General features: G+C 71.8%; 16 protein-coding genes and 1 riboswitch. Of the genes, 6 read left to right on the forward strand and 10 right to left on the reverse strand.

The window, feature by feature from the left end:
• Positions 1-31 precede the first annotated feature (31 nt).
• The gene (locus IQ210_RS25510; protein ID WP_256786025.1) at positions 32-712 is read left to right on the forward strand and encodes a hypothetical protein; all 681 of its coding nucleotides are present in this window, start codon (positions 32-34) and stop codon (positions 710-712) included.
• Between the two features lie 76 nt (positions 713-788).
• Here the strand turns inward: IQ210_RS25510 and IQ210_RS25515 are convergent, their stop codons facing one another.
• Positions 789-2,240, reverse strand: coding sequence for a glycine hydroxymethyltransferase (locus IQ210_RS25515; protein ID WP_194081432.1), 1,452 nt, complete (start codon positions 2,238-2,240; stop codon positions 789-791).
• Positions 2,241-2,284: 44 nt separating this feature from the next.
• A riboswitch (ZMP/ZTP riboswitch) is annotated at positions 2,285-2,374 on the reverse strand.
• Positions 2,375-2,467: 93 nt separating this feature from the next.
• Between IQ210_RS25515 and rocD the strand changes: the two genes are divergently transcribed.
• Positions 2,468-3,670 carry an ornithine--oxo-acid transaminase gene (rocD, locus tag IQ210_RS25520; protein WP_194081433.1) on the forward strand — a complete coding sequence of 401 codons (1,203 nt, stop codon included), beginning with the start codon at positions 2,468-2,470 and terminating at the stop codon, positions 3,668-3,670.
• A 4-nt stretch (positions 3,671-3,674) separates the two neighbouring features.
• On the opposite strand, the gene IQ210_RS25525 is transcribed toward rocD, so the two are convergent.
• Genes IQ210_RS25525 through IQ210_RS25535 form a run of 3 tightly spaced genes read right to left on the reverse strand, consistent with a single transcriptional unit; the run spans position 3,675 to position 6,119 of the window.
• Entirely contained in the window at positions 3,675-4,490 is an 816-nt protein-coding gene (locus IQ210_RS25525) for a methyltransferase domain-containing protein (protein WP_194081434.1), read from the reverse strand.
• Positions 4,491-4,534: 44 nt separating this feature from the next.
• A complete protein-coding gene (locus IQ210_RS25530) occupies positions 4,535-5,728 on the reverse strand; it encodes a glutathionylspermidine synthase family protein (RefSeq protein WP_194081435.1) in 1,194 nt (397 codons plus the stop codon).
• Between the two features lie 34 nt (positions 5,729-5,762).
• Positions 5,763-6,119 (reverse strand): hypothetical protein, encoded by a 357-nt coding sequence (locus IQ210_RS25535; protein ID WP_194081436.1) that lies wholly within the window; start codon positions 6,117-6,119, stop codon positions 5,763-5,765.
• Positions 6,120-6,245: 126 nt separating this feature from the next.
• Between IQ210_RS25535 and IQ210_RS25540 the strand changes: the two genes are divergently transcribed.
• Positions 6,246-7,097, forward strand: coding sequence for a DMT family protein (locus tag IQ210_RS25540; RefSeq protein WP_194081588.1), 852 nt, complete (start codon positions 6,246-6,248; stop codon positions 7,095-7,097).
• 105 nt (positions 7,098-7,202) lie between these two features.
• On the opposite strand, the gene pdxR is transcribed toward IQ210_RS25540, so the two are convergent.
• The gene (gene pdxR, locus IQ210_RS25545; protein WP_194081437.1) at positions 7,203-8,594 is read right to left on the reverse strand and encodes a MocR-like pyridoxine biosynthesis transcription factor PdxR; all 1,392 of its coding nucleotides are present in this window, start codon (positions 8,592-8,594) and stop codon (positions 7,203-7,205) included.
• A 47-nt stretch (positions 8,595-8,641) separates the two neighbouring features.
• Between pdxR and IQ210_RS25550 the strand changes: the two genes are divergently transcribed.
• The 3 genes from IQ210_RS25550 to IQ210_RS25560 are packed head-to-tail and all read left to right on the forward strand — an operon-like array spanning position 8,642 to position 10,382.
• Complete coding sequence (locus IQ210_RS25550; protein ID WP_194081438.1) at positions 8,642-9,172, forward strand: carboxymuconolactone decarboxylase family protein; 531 nt, start codon at positions 8,642-8,644, stop codon at positions 9,170-9,172.
• Positions 9,169-9,645, forward strand: coding sequence for a carboxymuconolactone decarboxylase family protein (locus IQ210_RS25555; RefSeq protein WP_194081439.1), 477 nt, complete (start codon positions 9,169-9,171; stop codon positions 9,643-9,645). Before IQ210_RS25550 ends, IQ210_RS25555 begins: the two co-directional genes overlap by 4 nt.
• 20 nt (positions 9,646-9,665) lie before the next feature.
• On the forward strand, positions 9,666-10,382 hold the full coding sequence (locus IQ210_RS25560) for an isocitrate lyase/PEP mutase family protein (protein ID WP_194081440.1): 717 nt from the start codon (positions 9,666-9,668) through the stop codon (positions 10,380-10,382).
• Between the two features lie 24 nt (positions 10,383-10,406).
• Here IQ210_RS25560 and IQ210_RS25565 read toward each other — a convergent pair whose 3' ends face one another.
• The 5 genes from IQ210_RS25565 to IQ210_RS25585 form a co-directional block, all read right to left on the reverse strand.
• Complete coding sequence (locus IQ210_RS25565) at positions 10,407-11,354, reverse strand: ABC transporter substrate-binding protein (protein ID WP_194081441.1); 948 nt, start codon at positions 11,352-11,354, stop codon at positions 10,407-10,409.
• Between the two features lies 1 nt (position 11,355).
• On the reverse strand, positions 11,356-13,299 hold the full coding sequence (locus IQ210_RS25570; protein ID WP_194081442.1) for an ABC transporter permease: 1,944 nt from the start codon (positions 13,297-13,299) through the stop codon (positions 11,356-11,358).
• Positions 13,299-14,354, reverse strand: a complete 1,056-nt coding sequence (locus IQ210_RS25575; protein WP_194081443.1) for a quaternary amine ABC transporter ATP-binding protein — start codon at positions 14,352-14,354, stop codon at positions 13,299-13,301. Before IQ210_RS25575 ends, IQ210_RS25570 begins: the two co-directional genes overlap by 1 nt.
• Positions 14,354-15,880, reverse strand: coding sequence for a GMC family oxidoreductase (locus tag IQ210_RS25580; protein ID WP_194081444.1), 1,527 nt, complete (start codon positions 15,878-15,880; stop codon positions 14,354-14,356). Before IQ210_RS25580 ends, IQ210_RS25575 begins: the two co-directional genes overlap by 1 nt.
• A 115-nt stretch (positions 15,881-15,995) precedes the next feature.
• Positions 15,996-17,495 (reverse strand): aldehyde dehydrogenase family protein, encoded by a 1,500-nt coding sequence (locus IQ210_RS25585; RefSeq protein WP_194081445.1) that lies wholly within the window; start codon positions 17,493-17,495, stop codon positions 15,996-15,998.
• Positions 17,496-17,552 lie beyond the last annotated feature (57 nt).

Genomic DNA, 17,552 nt, shown 5'->3' on the forward strand with positions numbered 1-17,552 from the left:
TGGGAGGGGTGGCTGTCGTCGGCTGACGGCGGTGGCAGGGGTGTCGGCGGCGGCTCTCGGGCTCACGCTCGGGAGCGCGGGATCGGCGGCGGCCGGCGGGCCGACCAGCGTGCTGATCGTCTCGCCGGAGAGCGCGGAGACGGCATCGCTGTACTACTCCGACCGGGAGTACGGCACGCTGGAGCGGCTGCTGGGAGAACCGGGCGCGGGCTCGGCGGGCAAGCCGCCCGAGGCCGACCTGATCGCCGGCCCGCAGATCAACGTGACCTGGATGGTGCACGACGTGTCACCGTGGCGCGTCGACCGGGTCTACCCGGCGACGGACTCGGAGGCGGTCTGGATCCATACGGCGGCGAACCTGGACGCGTCGACGAACGGCACCTGGCACCGCGCCCAGCAGCCCGAGGTGCTCCGCGACCTGCTCAAGGACCTCGGCGTGATGGGCAAGGCTTCCGACGGGGACTCCGCCGTGGAGTACCCGCCGCCCTGGGACACGTACGGCACGGACGCGGGAGCGACGCAGAGCCCGGAGCCGACGCTCGCCGCGGCCTCTGCGCGACCGTCGGGGCCGGCTGACCCCACCGACTGGTGGTGGGCGCTGCCAGGCGTCGCGGCCGGGGTCGGCGGGACGCTGCTGATACGCCGCGCGGCGGCCCGGCAGAAGGCCGGACCGCCGCGGGAGGAACCACGTCAGGAGCTCATCGATCTGTGATCGACCTCTGATCGACCGCCAGTCGATCGACGATCTTCGTGAGTCGCCGTTCCTTGACAACTCAACAGGGCGTTTGTCAGCCCAGGTCGATCTCCGGGTACAGCGGGAAGCCCGCCACCAGGTCGGTCGCGCGGTGCGAGATCTCGTCGGCGACCTTGGCGTCCAGGACGTGCGCGGCCTTGGACGGCGCGCCCGACTTGGTGGTGCCCGGCTCGGTGGTGGTGAGGACGCGGTCGATGAGGCCGGCGACCTCGTCCATCTCGGCGGTGCCCAGGCCGCGGGTGGTCAGGGCGGGGGTGCCGATGCGGATGCCGGAGGTGTACCAGGCGCCGTTGGGGTCGGCGGGGATCGCGTTGCGGTTGGTGACGATGCCGGAGTCGAGGAGCGCGGCCTCGGCCTGGCGGCCGGTGAGGCCGTAGGAGGTGGCGACGTCGATCAGGTTGAGGTGGTTGTCGGTGCCGCCGGTCACCAGGGTCGCGCCGCGGCGCATCAGGCCTTCCGCGAGGGCCCGGGAGTTGTCGACGATGCGCTGGGCGTAGTCCTGGAAGGCGGGCTGCCGGGCCTCCGCCAGCGCCACCGCCTTCGCGGCCATGACGTGCGGGAGCGGGCCGCCGAGGACCATCGGGCAGCCGCGGTCGACCTGGTCCTTGAGGGAGTCGTCGCACAGGACCATGCCGCCGCGCGGGCCACGCAGCGACTTGTGGGTGGTGGTGGTGACGATCTGGGCGTGCGGGACCGGGTCGAAGTCGCCGGTCAGCACCTTGCCCGCGACGAGACCGGCGAAGTGCGCCATGTCCACCATCAGGGTCGCCCCGACCTCGTCGGCGATCTCGCGCATGATGCGGAAGTTCACCAGCCGCGGGTAGGCGGAGTAGCCGGCGACGATGATGAGCGGCTTGAAGTCACGGGCAGACGCGCGCAGCGCCTCGTAGTCGATCAGGCCGGTCGCCGGGTCGGTGCCGTAGGAGCGCTGGTCGAACATCTTGCCGGAGATGTTGGGGCGGAAGCCGTGGGTGAGGTGGCCGCCGGCGTCCAGGGACATGCCGAGCATGCGCTGGTTGCCGAAGGCCTGGCGGAGTTCGGCCCAGTCGGCGTCGGTGAGGTCGTTGACCTGGCGGGCGCCGGTCTTCTCCAGGAACGGGGCCTCGACGCGGTCGGCGAGGACGGACCAGAAGGCGACGAGGTTGGCGTCGATGCCGGAGTGCGGCTGGACGTAGGCGTGGCGGGCGCCGAAGAGTTCCTTGGCGTGCTCGGCGGCGAGGGACTCGACGGTGTCGACGTTGCGACAGCCGGCGTAGAAGCGGCGGCCGATGGTGCCCTCGGCGTACTTGTCGCTGAACCAGTTGCCCATGGCCAGGAGGGTGGCCGGGGAGGCGTAGTTCTCGGAGGCGATCAGCTTGAGCATCTCGCGCTGGTCGTGAACCTCCTGGCCGATGGCGTCGGCGACGCGCGGCTCGACGGCGCGGATCACGTCGAGGGCGGCGCGAAAGGCGGTGGACTCGCTGGACAGGGGCTGCTGCTCTGACATGTCGTCGGCCTCCGGATGGCGTGGCGGGTTGCGGTCACGATTCACGGTTCGGCCCAGGCGCACGGCACTCGGTCATTCACAGGCCGCTCCCCGATGGTCCGTCCCATCCCAGCGCGCCAGTCACGGCCTGCCGGTCAGCCTACCGGGCGCGTCGTACGACGGAGGTGCCGCGTCCACCATGCGAGCGACGATAGGAAGGGGGGCCGCCCTCACCCCTGGGAGTGCCCGTGAACGCCACGGAGAAGCTCATCGCGTCGGCCGAAGCCCACACCGCGCACACCTATCACCCGCTGCCCGTGGTCGTGGCCACGGCGGACGGGGCGTGGCTGACGGATGTGGAGGGGAGGCGGTATCTGGATCTGCTGGCCGGTTATTCGGCGCTCAACTTCGGCCATCGCAACCGCCGGCTCGTCGATGCGGCGAAAGCGCAGCTGGAGCGGGTGACACTGACGAGCCGGGCCTTCCATCACGACCGGTTCGCCGCGTTCTGCTCCGAGCTCGCCGAGCTGTGCGGGATGGAGATGGTGCTGCCGATGAACACCGGCGCGGAGGCGGTGGAGACGGCGGTGAAGACCGCGCGGAAGTGGGGGTACCGGGTCAAGGGCGTGCCTGCGGAGATGGCGAAGATCGTGGTGGCGGGGAACAACTTCCACGGCCGCACCACCACGCTGATCAGCTTCTCCACCGACCCCGAGGCGCGGGCGGACTACGGTCCGTACACTCCCGGCTTCGAGATCGTGCCGTTCGGTGATCTGACGGCGATGCGTGCGGCGGTCACGGAGAACACGGTGGCCGTGCTGCTGGAGCCGATCCAGGGCGAGGCGGGGGTCCTGGTCCCACCGGCCGGCTACCTCCCGGCGGTCCGGGAGCTGACGCGCGAGCGGAACGTGCTGTTCGTCGCGGACGAGATCCAGTCGGGCCTGGGCCGGACCGGGCGGACGTTCGCCTGCGAGCACGAGAACGTGGTCCCGGACGTGTACGTCCTCGGCAAGGCACTGGGCGGCGGGGTCGTACCGGTGTCGGCGGTGGTGTCGAGCGCGGAGATCCTGGGGGTCTTCCGGCCCGGTGAACACGGTTCGACGTTCGGCGGCAACCCCTTGGCCTGTGCGGTCGCCCTGGAGGTGATCGCCATGCTGCGCACGGGCGAGTACCAGGCACGCGCCACCGAGCTGGGCGCCCGTCTCCACCGCGAACTACGGAAGTTGACCGCCTCCGGCCGTGCGACAGCGGTACGCGGCCACGGCCTGTGGGCGGGCGTGGACATCGCCCCCGCCCACGGAACGGGCCGGGAGATCTCCGAGAAGCTGATGCACCGGGGCGTGCTCGTCAAGGACACGCACGGGCCGACGATCCGCATCGCCCCGCCGCTGGTGATCAGTGAGGACGATCTGGACTGGGGGTTGGCCCAGCTGGACGCGGTGGTCCGCTAGGCGGTCAGACCGGCTTTCGGCCCCAGGCGATCACCATGAAGTTGGGGATGTAGGTGGTGCCGTGACTCTTCGTCAGAGTGATGACGTCCTCGATGTCCATGTCGGTCATCTCGCCGGTGGCCAGGAGGCGGGGGCGCAGTGAGCGGAGGGTGAGGGGGAGGAAGGCCGCGTCGCCTCCGGTGAGGACCGGGGCGTGGACCTGGGCGCCGACCTCGGTCAAACCGGCGTCCGTCAGCGCCTGGGGCAGCCGGCGGCCCATGCCGGTGTCGACGCCGGCGGCGCCGAAGGCGGCGCGGAGGGCGCGGCCGAGGCGTTCGGCCAGCGCGGTGTAGCCGGGCGGGTAGTAGCGGGCGGCGGCCGGGTACATCGGGCCGTCGATGTCGAAGTCCTCGACGACCACCCAGCCGCCGGGACGGGTGGCCGCGGCCAGCCGGCGCAGCGCCTCGTCGCGGTCGGGGAGGTGCTCGATCACGGCGCGCGCGTGGACGAGGTCGAAGGAGGCGTCGGGGAGGTCGTCCGTGCGGAGGTCGTGGGTGCGGATCTCCAGGTTGGACAGGCCGTGGGCGTTGGCGAAGCGGGTGTCGAGGTCGGTGGCGAGCACGCGCCCGGCGGCGCCGACCTGCTTGGCCAGCCAGCGCGCGATGCTGCCGGCACCGCAGCCCACTTCGAGGCAGTGCCAGCCGTCGGCGACTCCCAGCTCGGTCAGGCGGTGGCGGCTCTGGCTGTCGTAGATCTCCTCCAGTGCGAGCAGCCGCCCGTGCTCCCGCTCCCAGGACGGGTTGAAGACGTATCCGCTCTCCATCGTGGCCGTGTCGCCCACCGATCGCCCCTCTTCGTTGGTCGTGGGCCGATCATTGTGTCGCGTCAGAGGATCACGTGCGGCAGAAAGCGCGCGTATTCGTCGGTCACCAGTCCGGCCGACTCGCGGATGCCGAGGCCCGCCGACTCGTCCTCGACGACCCAGGCGCCCAGGACGACGCGGTTGCCGTCGAAGTCGGGCAGGGGCGCCAACTCCTGGTAGCAGCAGGCCTCTTCGCGCAGGACAGGGGCGGTGCTCGTGGTGTCCGGGGCGTGGACGGTGACGCCGGCGCCCTCGCGGCCGAGCAGTGGTTTGGCCACGTAGCCGGTCGTTGTCGCCAGCTCCCTCGGCCCGTCGAGGTAGGCGGGGAGGAGGTTCGGATGGCCGGGGTAGAGCTCCCAGAGAATGGCCAGAAGTGCCTTGTTGCTCAGGAGCATCTTCCAGGCGGGCTCGATCCACAGGGTGGTGCCGGTGCCGCCGCCGTTGTCGAGGGTGTCGAGGACGTGGTCGGCGAAGCGGTCGGTGGTCAGCCACTCCCATGGGTAGAGCTTGAAGCAGCTGCGGATGAAGCGGAGTTGCTGGTCGACGAAGCGGCCGGAGAGGCGGTCCCAGCCGATCTCCTCCATGGAGATCCAGGCGGTGTCGAGGCCGGCCTGTTCGGCGGTCTCCTGGAGGTAGGCGACCGTCATCAGGTCCTCGCCGAGCTCGTCGTCGGAGGAGTACGCGAAGTACAGCGGGCTGCCCGGCGGGAGCAGCGCGGCCTGCTTCTTCCAGGCGGCGACGAGGCGTTCGTGCAGGGAGTTCCACTGGTCGGCGCCGGGGAAGCGCTCCTCCATCCAGAACCACTGCGGGGAGGCGGCCTCGACGAGGGAGGTGGGGGTGTCGGCGTTGTACTCCAGCAGCTTGGCCGGGCCGGTGCCGTCGTAGCGGAGGTCGAAGCGGCCGTAGACGGAGGGGAGTTCGGCGCGGCGGCGCCAGGCCTCGGCGACCGCGTCGGTGACACGCGGGTCGGTGATGCCGAGGTCGGCGAAGCGGTTCGCGGTGACGATGTGCTCCGCCGCCGCCAGGCACATGCGGTGGAGCTCCTCGACCACGTCCTCGAGGGCCTCGACCTCCTCCAGGGAGAAGGCGTAATAGGCGCTCTCGTCCCAGTAGGGGCGCAGGGAGTCGTCGGGGTAGCGGGTGAGCGGGTAGATCAGACCCTGTTCCTCGACGGTCTGCTGCCAGCCGGGGCGGGGCTCGATGATGCGGCGTTCCATGGCGTCTCTCCGTGGCCTGTCCGTGCGTCCGCGCTCAGCCGCCGCCGCTGCCGCCGGAGCAGCCGAAGCCGCCGCGGTCGACGGCCTCGCTCTTGCTGAAGGTGCCGTAGTCGGCGCGGCCGTTGCTGACGTCGGCGTCGTAGTACCAGGCGGCGTCGGCGCTCTTGCCGGTGCCGGACTTCTTCTTGCCGCCCTTGGCCGAGGAGGAGCCGGAGCTGCCGGTGTTGCAGTTCTTGTCGGCGACGACCTTGTAGCCCTCGTAGGTGTAGCTGTCGCGGTCGACGCAGCGGCGGTCGGGGGCGGAGCCGCAGGAGGTGAGTGCCGCCGCGACGACTCCCATGCCGCCGAGCACGACGGTGCTGGAGCGCAGCCGTCGCCGAGTTTCCGCCATGTTCCCTGTCTCCCCGTGGTTCGTCGGGCCGTTGTCCGGCGGTCAGCCTAGAGATCGGTGAGAGTGCCCGTGCAGCCACCCCGTCCGTCTTCACCCCTCCCCTACAGTCGCTTTGTGCTCTTTGGGATGGTGTGTGCGCTCGGTGCGGCGGTCTGTTTCGGTACGGCGACGGTGTTGCAGGCGGTCGCCGCACGGGCGGCCGGCGCCGGTGGGGGTGGGGAGGCGGCGCTGCTGCTGCGGGCGGTGCGGCAGTGGCGGTATGTGGCGGGACTGGCGCTGGACGGGCTGGGGTTCGTGCTGCAGATCGTGGCGCTGCGGTCGGTTCCGATCTACGCGGTCGGAGCGGCGCTCGCGTCGAGCCTCGCGGTGACGGCCGTGGTCGCGGCGCGGTTGCTGCGGGTGCGGTTGAGCGGGGTGGAGTGGGCGGCGGTGCGGGTGGTGTGTGCCGGGCTGGCGATGCTGGGGGTGGCGTCCGGGACGGAGGGGGATCTGGGCGGGCCGGCGGCCTTGAAGTGGGTGATGCTCGGGGTGGCCGTGGGGGTGCTGCTGCTCGGGCTCGCGGGTGGGCGGCTGTCCGGGCGTTGGCGTGGGCCGGTGCTCGGGCTGGGGGCGGGGTTCGGGTTCGGGGTGGTCGAGGTGGCGGTGCGGTTGATCGACTCGCTCGCCCCGTCATCGCTGCTCACGCATCCGGCGACGTATGCGCTGCTCATCGGCGGGGGCGCCGCGTTCCTCTGTCTGACGTCGGCGCTGCAACGGGGATCGGTGACGACGGCGACCGCGGCGATGGTGATCGGGGAGACGGTCGGGCCCGCGCTGGTCGGGGTGGTGTGGCTCGGGGACCGTACGAGGGAGGGGCTGGGGTGGCTCGCGGTGCTGGGGTTCCTGGTGGCGGTGGTCGGCGCGCTGGGGTTGGCCCGGTTCGGGGAGGCGCCTGCCTCCGGCGATGAGGCCGCGGTGGGTGCGGCGGCGTCTGGGTGACTGGCCTGGGGACTGCGCCTCCACATCAGGTGAGGCCGCGGTGAGTGCGGCGTCTGGGTGACCGGCCCGGGGACTGCGCCTCCAGGTCGACAGGCGGGCAGGGGCCTACGGCATGGCCCTGCACAACGCCTCCAGCGCCCCCGTCCACCCGCTGTCCGACGGGGTGCCGTAGCCGACGACCACCGCGTCCAGGCCGTCGGGGAGGGCGTCGGGGTGGCGGAAGTAGGTGAGGCCGTGGAGGGCGACGCCCTGCCAGGCGGCGGACTGGACGACGGATTGTTCGGTGCCGGGCGGGAGGCGGAGGACGGCGTGCAGGCCGGCGGCGATGCCGGTGATGTGGACGTCGGGGGCCTGGGCGGTGAGGGCGGCGAGCAGGGCGTCCCGGCGGCGGCGGTAGCGGAGGCGGGAGGCGCGGACGTGGCGGTCGTAGGCGCCGGAGGTGAGGAACTCCGCCAGGGTCAGCTGGTCCAGGGCGCTGGAGGTGTCCACCTTGCCCTTGGCCGCCGCGGTCTCCGCCGCCAGGGACGGGGGCAGCACCATCCAGGCCAGACGGAGGCCGGGGGCCAGGGCCTTGCTCGCGGTGCCGAGGTAGACGACGCGGTCGGGGTCCAGGCCCTGGAGGGCGCCGACGGGCTGGCGGTCGTAGCGGAACTCGCCGTCGTAGTCGTCCTCCAGGATCAGGCCGCCGGTGCGGCGTGCCCAGTCGACCACCGCGGTGCGGCGGTCCCGGTGGAGCGGGAGGCCCATCGGGAACTGGTGGGCGGAGGTGAGCAGCACCGCGCCCGCGTCGCCGAGGTCCGCCGGGTCGGTGCCCCGGTCGTCGTAGGGCAGGGGCGGGGTGCGCAGGCCGGCTTGCGTGAGCTGGTTCCAGTGCGCGTCCAGGCCGTACGACTCCACGGCGACGGTGTGGACGCCGCGGGCCCGCAGGACCGTGCCGAGCAGGCGCAGGCCGTGGGCGATGCCCGAGCACACCAGGATGCGGTCGGGGTCGGCGCGGACGCCGCGGGCGCGGGCGAGGTAGCCGGCGAGGGCGGTGCGCAGTTCGGCGCGGCCGCGGGGGTCGCCGTAGCCGAGGGCGTGGTGCGGGGCGGCGAGGAGGGCGCGGCGGGCGGCCTTGAGCCACTCGGCGCGGGGGAAGGCGGCCAGATCAGGGGTGCCGGGGCGGAAGTCGTGGGTGGGCCGGTGCGGTGCGCGGGGGCCCGGGCTGCCCGTGGGCGAGGGCGGGGCCGTCACCGTGCCCTCCGCGACTCTCGTGCCGGAGCCCTGCCGGGCGGTGAGCCAGCCTTCGGCGACGAGGTCGGCGTAGGCGTCCGCGACCGTGTTGCGGGCGATGCCCAGGTCGGTGGCGAGGCTGCGGGAGGAGGGCAGCCGGGTGCCCGGCGCCAGGCGGCCGGTGCGGACCGCCTCGCGCAGGGCGTCGGTCAGGCCCCGGCGCAGATGGGGACCGGAGGGTTCCAGATGAAGGTCGACGCCCAAAGTGGCCCAGGATTTCGCCATGGGAATGGACCATACCGGTGGGCTGCCTCGAATCTAGGGTCGAGGACATGACGACGCACACCGACGACAGGACACCCACCGACCACACCGGCCACGCCACCGTGGGTTACGCCCCCGAGCACACCCCGCGCCTCGCCTGGGCGGAGCAGGCGCCCGAGGTCTTCAAGGCGATGATCCGGCTCGACGCCGCCGCCCGGAAGGGCCTCGACCCGAAGCTGCTGGAGCTGGTGAAGGTCCGCGCCTCGCAGATCAACCACTGCGCGCTCTGCGTCGACATGCACAGCAAGGACGCGCTGGCGGCGGGCGAGAGCGTGGAGCGGATCGTGCAGCTCAGCGCCTGGGAGGAGTCGGAGCACTTCTACACCGAGCGGGAGCTGGCGGCGCTGGCGCTGACGGAGGCGGTGACCGTGCTGACCGACGGGTTCGTGCCGGACGCGGTGTATGAGCGGGCGGCGGCGCACTTCGAGGACGCCGAGCTGGCGCAGCTGATCGCGGCGATCACGGTGATCAACGCGTGGAACCGGTTCGGGGTGACCTGCCGGCTCGTGCCCGGGCACTACCAGCCGGGGCACAAGTGACGGCGCGTACGCGGCTGTTGGACAAGTCGGTCGCGCAGGCCATGTCCACGCTCAGCGCCGCCGCGAAGAGAGGCCTCGGGGACCCCGCGCTCGCCGAGCTCGTCGTGATCCGGGCCTCCCAGCTCAATCACTGCGCGTTCTGCCTCGACATGCATCTGCGGATCGCCCGCGAACACGGGGTGCCGGAGCGGCAGCTGGATCTGCTGGCCGCCTGGGAGGAGGCCGAGGGGGTCTACGACGAGCGGGAGCGGGCGGCGCTGGCGCTGACGGAGGCGATGACCGTGCTGACTGGGGGCACCTCCCAGGCTGTCGGCTCTGGGGGAGGGTTCGTGCCGGACGAGGTGTACGAGACGGCCGCCAAGCACTTCGACGACACGGAACTCGCCCATCTGATCGGGCTGGTCGTCGCCATCAACAACTGGAACCGGGTGATGGTGAGCCGCCGCATCCCGCCGGGGGGTTACACACCATGAGCGTCGGAGGGTTACCCGTCATGAGCAAGGTCGAGATCTTCCATCGGCTCCATCGGCGCCAGGCCGCGGACGATCCGCTCGTCCTGCCGGGGCCCTGGGACGCCGCCAGCGCCCGGGTGTTCGCCGAGGCCGGCTACCCGGCGCTCGCGACGCCCAGCGCGGGGGTCGCCGCCTCGCTGGGCCACGAGGACGGGCAGACCCCGGCCGACGAGATGTTCGCGGCGGTCGCGCGGATCACCCGGGCCGTGGACGTACCGGTGTCGGCGGACGTCGAGGGCGGGTACGGGCTGGCTCCCAAGGAGCTGGTGGAGCGGCTGCTGGAGGCGGGTGCCGTGGGCTGCAACCTTGAGGACTCCAACGGGGGTGTCCTCAAGGACCCGCACCAGCATGCCGAGTGGCTCGCCGAGGTGCGGTACGCGGCCGGGGGCGACCTCTTCGTCAACGCCCGTATCGACACCTTCCTGCACGGGGACGGCGATCCCGAACAGGCCATCGAGCGGGCCGCGTTGTACACGGCCGCGGGCGCCGACTGCGTGTACCCGATCACCGCCCCGGCGGACGTGCTGCCGCTGCTGCGGTCCGGTATCCACGGGCCGGTGAACATGATCGCGCAGGTCGGCACGGGCCCCTCGCCCGCCGAACTCGGCGAACTCGGGGCCACGCGCGTGACGTTCGGGCCGTGGTTGCAGCGGCGGGCGGCCGCGATCCTCCATGAGCTGATCCAGGAGATGGGCTGACCGAGGACCTGGGATGCCCCAGCGTCAGGAGAGCCACGTCCGCCACGTCGACTCATGACCCTCGACCCACTTCTTCGCCGCCTGCTCCGGCGTCAGTTTCTGGTCGGCGATCATCAGGGAGACCTCGTTCTGGTCCTCGGTCGTCCACCGGAACTTCTTCAGGAAGGCCGCGGCCTTCCCGCCGGAGCGGGCGAAGTCGGAGTTGAGGTACTTCTCCAGCGGGGTGTGCGGATAGGCACAGGCGACCTTCGCGGGGTCGGCGTCGCAGCCCTCCCTGTAGGCGGGGAGCTTCACCTCGGTCATGGGGACCTTCTTGAAGAGCCACTGCGGCGCGTACCAGTAGGTGAGGAAGGGCTTCTTCTCCTTGGCGAACTGCTTGATCTGGGTGATCTGCGCGGCCTCGGAGCCGGCGAAGACGACCTGGTAGTCCAGGTCCAGGTTCGTCACCAGCGCCTTGTCGTTGGTGACGTACGACGGGGAGCCGTCCATGAGCTGGCCCTTGCCGCCGCTCTCCGCGGTGCGCATGAGGTCGGCGTACTTGTCGAGGTTCTTCCAGCTGGTGACGTCCGGGTGCTGTTCGGCGAAGTACGTGGGGACGTACCAGCCGATGTGGCCGGTCACGCCGAGTTCGCCGCCGCGCGTGATGGTCTTCTTGTCGTCGACGTAGCGCTGTTCCTGCTCGGGGTGGCCCCAGTCCTCCAGGATCGCGTCGACCCGCCCCTGGCTGAGCGCGTCCCAGGCGGGGACCTCGTCGACCTGCACGGTGTCGACGCGGTAGCCGAGCTCGTGCTCCAGGAGGTACTGGGCGACGGCCACGTTGGCCTGGGCGCCGACCCAGGACTGGACGGAGAGGGTCACGGTCTTCGCGCCCTGGGCGTTGGCGAACGGCGAGGCCTGCTTGGTCATGTCGGCGGCGCCGCAGCCGGTCAGGAGCACCAGTGAGGCCACGGCAGCGGTCGTACGTACGCGCATGTCACGCTCCCTTCTTCGTACGGCGTTCCGTCGGCTGGGTCACCCGGTCGAGCATCAGGCCGAGGCAGACGATCGCGGCACCGGCCACCAGACCGGTCGCGAGGTCGCCCTGGGCGAGGCCGAAGACGACGTCGTAGCCGAGGGCGCCACCGCCGACCAGGCCGCCGATGATGACGACGGCGAGGACCAGGACCACGCCCTGGTTGACGGCGAGCAGCAACGCGGGGCGGGCGAGCGGGAGTTGGACCTGGCGCAGCTGCTGCCAGCTGGTGGCGCCGAGAGAGCTGGAGGACTCCATCGCCGCCGGGTCGACCTGGCGCAGGCCCTGGGTGGTGATGCGGACGACGGCGGGCAGCGCGTAGACGACGGCCGCGGCGACGGCGGGGGCGCGGCCGACGCCGAACAGGGCGACGACCGGGATGAGATAGACGAACTGCGGCATCGTCTGGAAGACGTCCAGGACGGGACGCAGGGCCCGTTCGAGGCGGTCGCTGCGAGCCGCGGCGATGCCGGTCGCGAAGCCGATGACGAGGGTGACGGCGACGGCGGCCAGCACCTGGGAGAGGGTGTCGAGCGCCGGCGTCCACACGCCGAGGACGCCGATCGCGGCCATGGAGAGGACCGCGGTGAGCGCGGTCTGCCAGGTGCCGATCAGCCAGGCCAGGGCGGCGACCACGAGCAGCACGGACCACCAGGGCAGCCAGGTCAGTCCGTCCCGAAGCGGGTTGAGGACCCAGGTGGTGAAGTGGGCGGCCCAGTCGGCGGTGCCGCCGATGACGGGGACGCCGGAGTAGAGGTGGTCGGTCATCCAGTCGACGGCGCGGTTGACGGGCTCGGCGATCCCCACGGTCCAGGCGTCCGGCCAGTCGAGGCGGCCCATGAGACGCGCGGCGACGGCGATCGCGAGGGCGGCGACGAGGGCGTACGGCCATCCGCTGCGGCGCGTCTCCGAGGACGACGTCGAGCCGCTGCCCGCCGCTCCCGTCACCCGGTCCAGTACGACGGCCAGCAGCACGATCGGGATGCCGGCCGCGAGGGCCGCGCCGACGTCGACCGAGGCGAGCGCCTGGTAGACGCGGTCGCCGAGGCCGCCGGCGCCGATGACCGACGCGATGACCGCCATCGACAGGGCCATCATGATCGTCTGGTTGAGGCCGAGGAGGAGTTCCTTGCGGGCCAGCGGGATGCGGGCGGTGAGCAGGCGCTGGCGGGCGGTCGCGCCGAGGGACCGCACCGCCTCCAGCACCTCGTGGTCGGCGCCGCGCAGGCCGAGCGCGGTGAGGCGGGCCATGGGCGGGGCGGCGTAGACGACCGTGGCGAGGACGGCGGCGGGGACGCCCATGCCGAAGACCAGGACGACGGGCAGGAGGTAGGCGTACGCCGGGAGGACCTGCATGGTGTCGAGGACCGGGCGCAGGGCCTTGTTCAGGCGGTCGGAGAGTCCGCCGGCCAGCCCGAGCAGCGCACCCACGACGACGGACGCGGCGACGGCCACGACCATCAGGGCGAGGGTCTGCATGGTCGGCACCCACATGCCGAGGAGGCCGCAGGTGAGGAACGCGGCGACCGTGCCGAGAGCGAGACGGAGACCGGCGACCCGCCAGGCCACCAGGGCGCTCAGGGCTGTCACGCCGGCCCAGCCGGCCGCGAGCAGCACCAGGTAGACGGCCCTTACGGAGAGCACGATCGCGTTGCTGACGTGGCCGAAGAAGTAGAGGAAGAGGGGGTGGGTGTCGCGGTTGTCGACGATCCAGGTGCTGGCCTTGGTGAGGGGGCTGGTGAGGTCGACGGTCAGGGCCTCCGGCCATGCGCCGCCGGTCCAGCGGGCGGTCGCCAGCGGTACGAGGACGGCGGCGGCCAGGACGAGCAACGCGAGCTTGTGCACGGCACGGTGTCTGAGGACAGCGGGCACGGTACGCGGGGAGAAGGCAGTGATCGCAGCCATCAGACCGCCTCCTTGGCCGTCCCGGCCACCACCCCGAGCAGCCCGTCCGCGTCCACCACCCCGACGCACCGTCCCTCGTCCACGACCCGTGCCGGCTCGCCCGCGCGGGCCACCGCCTCGATCGCCTCCGAGACCGTGGCGTCCGGCGCGACCGCCGGGCCGGTGACCGCGTCCCCGTCGGAAGGAGTCCGCATCGCCGTCCGTACCGTCAGGACCTGCTCGCGCGGTACGTCGCGGACGAACTCGCGGACGTAGTCGTCGGCCGGGGAGCCCACGATCTCCTCCGGGGTGCCCAGTTGGACCACCTTGCCGTCGCGCATCAGGGCGATGCGGTCGCCCAGCTTCAGGGCCTCGCTCAGGTCGTGCGTGATGAAGACCATCGTGCGGCCCTCCTCCCGGTGCAGGCGGACGACCTCCTCCTGCATGTCCCGGCGGATCAGCGGGTCGAGCGCGCTGAAGGGCTCGTCGAAGAGGAGGACCTCCGGGTCCACCGCCAACGCCCGTGCCAGGCCAACGCGTTGGCGTTGACCGCCGGACAGCTGGCTCGGCCTGCGCTGTTCCATGCCCTCCAGGCCGACCTTGGCCACGACCTCCGCCGCGCGCGCCCGGCGTTCCGCCTTCCCCACGCCCTGGATCTCCAGGCCGTAGGCGACGTTGTCGAGGACCGTGCGGTGCGGGAGGAGGCCGAAGTGCTGGAAGACCATCGCGGCGCGGTGGCGGCGCAGTTCGCGCAGCCGGGACTTGTCCATGGCGCGGACGTCCTCCCCGTCGATGGCGATGGTGCCGGCCGTCGGCTCGATGAGCCGGGTCAGACAGCGCACCAGCGTGGACTTGCCGGACCCGGACAGACCCATCACCACGAAGACCTCGCCCTTGCGGACGTCGAAGGAGACGTCCCGGACGGCGGCGGTGCAGCCGGTGCGGGCACGGAGGCCGGCGGGGTCGAGGGCGGTGAGTTCGGGATCGGCGGGGATCCGGTCGGCCTTGGGACCGAACACCTTCCAGAGCCCGTTCACGGAGAAGACAGGGGTCTCGGAGACAACAGCATCACTCATCACGCACCGCCTCCGATCAGGTCCACGGCTTTCTCACCGACCATGAGCACCCCGATCATCGGGTTCACGGCCGTCATCGTCGGAAAGACCGAGGCGTCGGCGATGCGGATGCCGTCCAGGCCGCGGATGCGCAACTCCGGGTCCACCACGGCGAGTTCGTCGTCCACGGCGCCCATACGGCAGGTGCCCGCCGGGTGGTACACGGTGTGGGCGACCTTGCGGGCGTACTCGCTCAGCTCCTCGTCGCCGGTGACCTCCGGGCCGGGGCACACCTCGCGCTTCAGCCAGCCCGCCAGCGGCTCGGTCCTCGCGATCTCACGGGCGATGCGGATGCCGTCGACCAGGGTGCGGCCGTCGTAGTCGTCCTCGTCGGTGAAGTAGCGGAAGTCCAGGGCCGGTTTGACCGACGGGTCGGCGCTGGTCAGGTAGAGGCGGCCGCGGCTCTTCGGCTTGGGGATGTTGGGGGTCATCGAGACGCCGTACGAGGGGCGTTCGTAGCCCAGTCGCTCGGGGTTGTCGGTGAAGGGGACCTGGTAGAAGTGGAACATCAGGTCCGGGCCCGGGTGTTCGGGGTCGCGGCGGACGAACAGGCCGGCGTCGGAGTCCATCGCGGAGTTCTCCGGGATGGGGCCGTTCGTCTCCCAGACGATGACCGACTCGGGGTGGTCGAGGAGGTTCTCGCCGACGCCCGGGAGGTCGTGCACGACGGGTATGCCGAGGGCCTCCAGGTCCCGGGCGGGGCCGATGCCGGAGTGCAGGAGCAGCCGGGGCGAGTCGACGGCGCCCGCGCACAGCAGCACCTCGTTCCGGGCGCGTACGACGAACTCCTCGCCGTCCTTGGCGCGGACATGGACGCCGCGTGCGCGCGTGCCGTCGAGGTCGAGCCGGTGGGCCCAGGTCTCCAGCAGGATCGTGAGGTTCTCCCGCTCGTCCATCACTGGGTGCAGATACGCCACGGACGCCGAGGACCGCTTGTTGTTCTCGGGGTGGTAGGCGAGGTCGAAGAAGCCGACGCCGTCGTTGAAGGGCCGCCGGTTGAAGCCCTCGACGCGCGGGACGCCGGTCGCCTTCTGTGCCGCGTCGACGAAGTCGCGGGCGATGGCGTTCCGGTCCTTCTCGTCGACGGGGACGATGTTGTTGAGGAGCCGCGCGTAGTACGCCTCCATCGGCACCGCGCCCCACCCCTTGGCGCCGTTCGCCTCCCACTCGTCCCAGTCGGACGGCAGCGGCTTGAAGGAGATCAGGGTGTTGTGCGAGGAGCAGCCGCCCAGGACGCGGGCGCGGCTGTGCCGGATGTGGGAGTTGCCGCGGGGCTGCTCGACCGTCGGGTAGTCGTAGTCGAGGTCGCCGCCGAGGAGGCCCATCCAGCGGCGCAGGGTGAGGACGTCCTCGCGGTCGACGTCGCTGGGTCCGCCCTCGATGACGGCGACGGTGACGTCGGGGTTCTCGGTGAGGCGGGAGGCGATGACGGAACCGGCGGTGCCGCCGCCTATGACGACATAGTCGTACTCATGTTCGTGGTGCATGGGGGTACTCCTGGGAGGTGGGGCTCAGCGGACGAGGGTCAGCCTGCGAACCAGCGGGCGGTGTTCAGCCGCCGCACCAGCAGGCGGGGTTCAGCCGCCGAACCAGCGGGCGGGGTCAACCGGCGAACCAGCGAACGGGCTTCGGCGCGAGGTTCTGATAGACGTGCTTGCTCTCGCGGTACTCGGCGAGCCCGGCCGGGCCCAGCTCACGGCCGACGCCGCTCTTGCCGAAGCCGCCCCACTCCGCCTGCGGGAGATAGGGGTGGAAGTCGTTGATCCAGACGGTGCCGTGCCGCAGCCGGCCGGCCACGCGGCGGGCGCGTCCCGCGTCGGCGGTCCAGACGGCGCCGGCGAGGCCGTACTCGGTGTCGTTGGCGAGGAACACCGCCTCGTCCTCCGTACGGAAGGTCTCGACGGTGAGGACCGGGCCGAAGACCTCTTCGCGGACGACCTTCATCTCGCGGTGGCAGGCGTCGAGGACGGTCGGCTCGTAGAAGTAGCCCTCGCCCAGGTCTGAAGGCCGCTTTCCACCCGTCCGCAGCACCGCGCCCTCCGCCAACGCCGAGGCGACGTACGCCTCGACCTTGGAGCGCTGCTGCTCGGAGACGAGCGGGCCGCACTCGACGCCGTCGTCGGTGCCGCGGCCCAGCCTGATCCGGCTTGCCCGGTCGGCGAGTTCGGCGACGAAGCGCTCGCGCACCGACTCCTCGACGATGAGGCGGGCGCCCGCCGAGCAGACCTGGCCGCTGTGGATGAAGGCGGCGTTGAGGGCCTGGTCGACGGCGGTGTCGAAGCCCTCCTCGGTGGCGCAGGCGTCGGCGAAGACGACGTTGGGGTTCTTGCCACCGAGTTCCAGGGCGACCTTCTTGACCGAAGGGGCCGCGGCCTGCGCGACCTTGGTGCCGCTGACCAGGCCGCCGGTGAAGGAGACAAGGTCGACGTCGGGGTGCTCGGCGAGCCGGGCGCCGACCGAGGCGCCGGGCCCGGTGACGATGTTGGCGACCCCGGCCGGGAGACCGGCCTCGGCCAGCAGCTCGATCAGCGCGACGGTCGTCAGCGGGGTGATCTCGCTGGGCTTCACGACGAAGGTGTTCCCCGCGGCGAGCGCCGGGGCGATCTTCCAACTGGCCTGGAGGAGCGGGTAGTTCCACGGCGTGATGAGGGCGCAGACCCCCACCGGCTCGTGCACCACGACACTGTGGATGTCGGGCGAGCCCGCGTCGACGACCCGGCCGCCGGACTCGGCGGCGACGAGACCGGCGAAGTAGCGGAAGGCGTCGGCGACACAGTCGATGTCGACGCGGCCCTCTTCGAGCGTCTTGCCCGCGTCGCGGCTCTCCAGCAGGCCGAGCCGTTCGCGGTCGCGCATGAGGAGGTCGGCGACGCGGTAGAGCAGGGCGGCGCGCTCGGCGACCGGGGTGCGCGGCCAGTCGCCGTGGTCGAAGGCCTGCCGGGCGGCGGCGACGGCCAGGTCGGTGTCCTTCTCGTCCCCCTCGGCGACGACGGCGAAGGGCTGCGCGTCCGCGGGGTCGATGATGTCGCGGGTCGCGCCGGAGAGGGCTGCGCGCCACTCGCCACCCGCATGGATCGTCTGCTGGGCCTGCTGTCCGGCCATGATCGGTGTTGCCTTCCGTTCCTGTTCGGATCCCCTGAGTCACACAGGTGTCACTCA

Origin of the sequence: Streptomyces justiciae (assembly GCF_015163075.1) — a bacterium.
Taxonomy (GTDB): Bacteria; Actinomycetota; Actinomycetes; order Streptomycetales; family Streptomycetaceae; genus Streptomyces; species Streptomyces justiciae.

Excerpts from the sequence above, each read along its gene's own strand:
- IQ210_RS25515 (WP_194081432.1), bottom strand. The coding sequence starts at position 2,240 with ATGTCAGAGCAGCAGCCCCTGTCCAGCGAGTCCACCGCCTTTCGCGCC.
- IQ210_RS25530 (WP_194081435.1), bottom strand. The coding sequence starts at position 5,728 with ATGGAACGCCGCATCATCGAGCCCCGCCCCGGCTGGCAGCAGACCGTC.
- IQ210_RS25535 (WP_194081436.1), bottom strand. The coding sequence starts at position 6,119 with ATGGCGGAAACTCGGCGACGGCTGCGCTCCAGCACCGTCGTGCTCGGC.
- IQ210_RS25540 (WP_194081588.1), top strand. The coding sequence starts at position 6,246 with ATGGTGTGTGCGCTCGGTGCGGCGGTCTGTTTCGGTACGGCGACGGTG.
- pdxR (WP_194081437.1), bottom strand. The coding sequence starts at position 8,594 with ATGGCGAAATCCTGGGCCACTTTGGGCGTCGACCTTCATCTGGAACCC.
- IQ210_RS25550 (WP_194081438.1), top strand. The coding sequence starts at position 8,642 with ATGACGACGCACACCGACGACAGGACACCCACCGACCACACCGGCCAC.
- IQ210_RS25560 (WP_194081440.1), top strand. The coding sequence starts at position 9,666 with ATGAGCAAGGTCGAGATCTTCCATCGGCTCCATCGGCGCCAGGCCGCG.
- IQ210_RS25565 (WP_194081441.1), bottom strand. The coding sequence starts at position 11,354 with ATGCGCGTACGTACGACCGCTGCCGTGGCCTCACTGGTGCTCCTGACC.
- IQ210_RS25570 (WP_194081442.1), bottom strand. The coding sequence starts at position 13,299 with ATGGCTGCGATCACTGCCTTCTCCCCGCGTACCGTGCCCGCTGTCCTC.
- IQ210_RS25575 (WP_194081443.1), bottom strand. The coding sequence starts at position 14,354 with ATGAGTGATGCTGTTGTCTCCGAGACCCCTGTCTTCTCCGTGAACGGG.
- IQ210_RS25580 (WP_194081444.1), bottom strand. The coding sequence starts at position 15,880 with ATGCACCACGAACATGAGTACGACTATGTCGTCATAGGCGGCGGCACC.
- IQ210_RS25585 (WP_194081445.1), bottom strand. The coding sequence starts at position 17,495 with ATGGCCGGACAGCAGGCCCAGCAGACGATCCATGCGGGTGGCGAGTGG.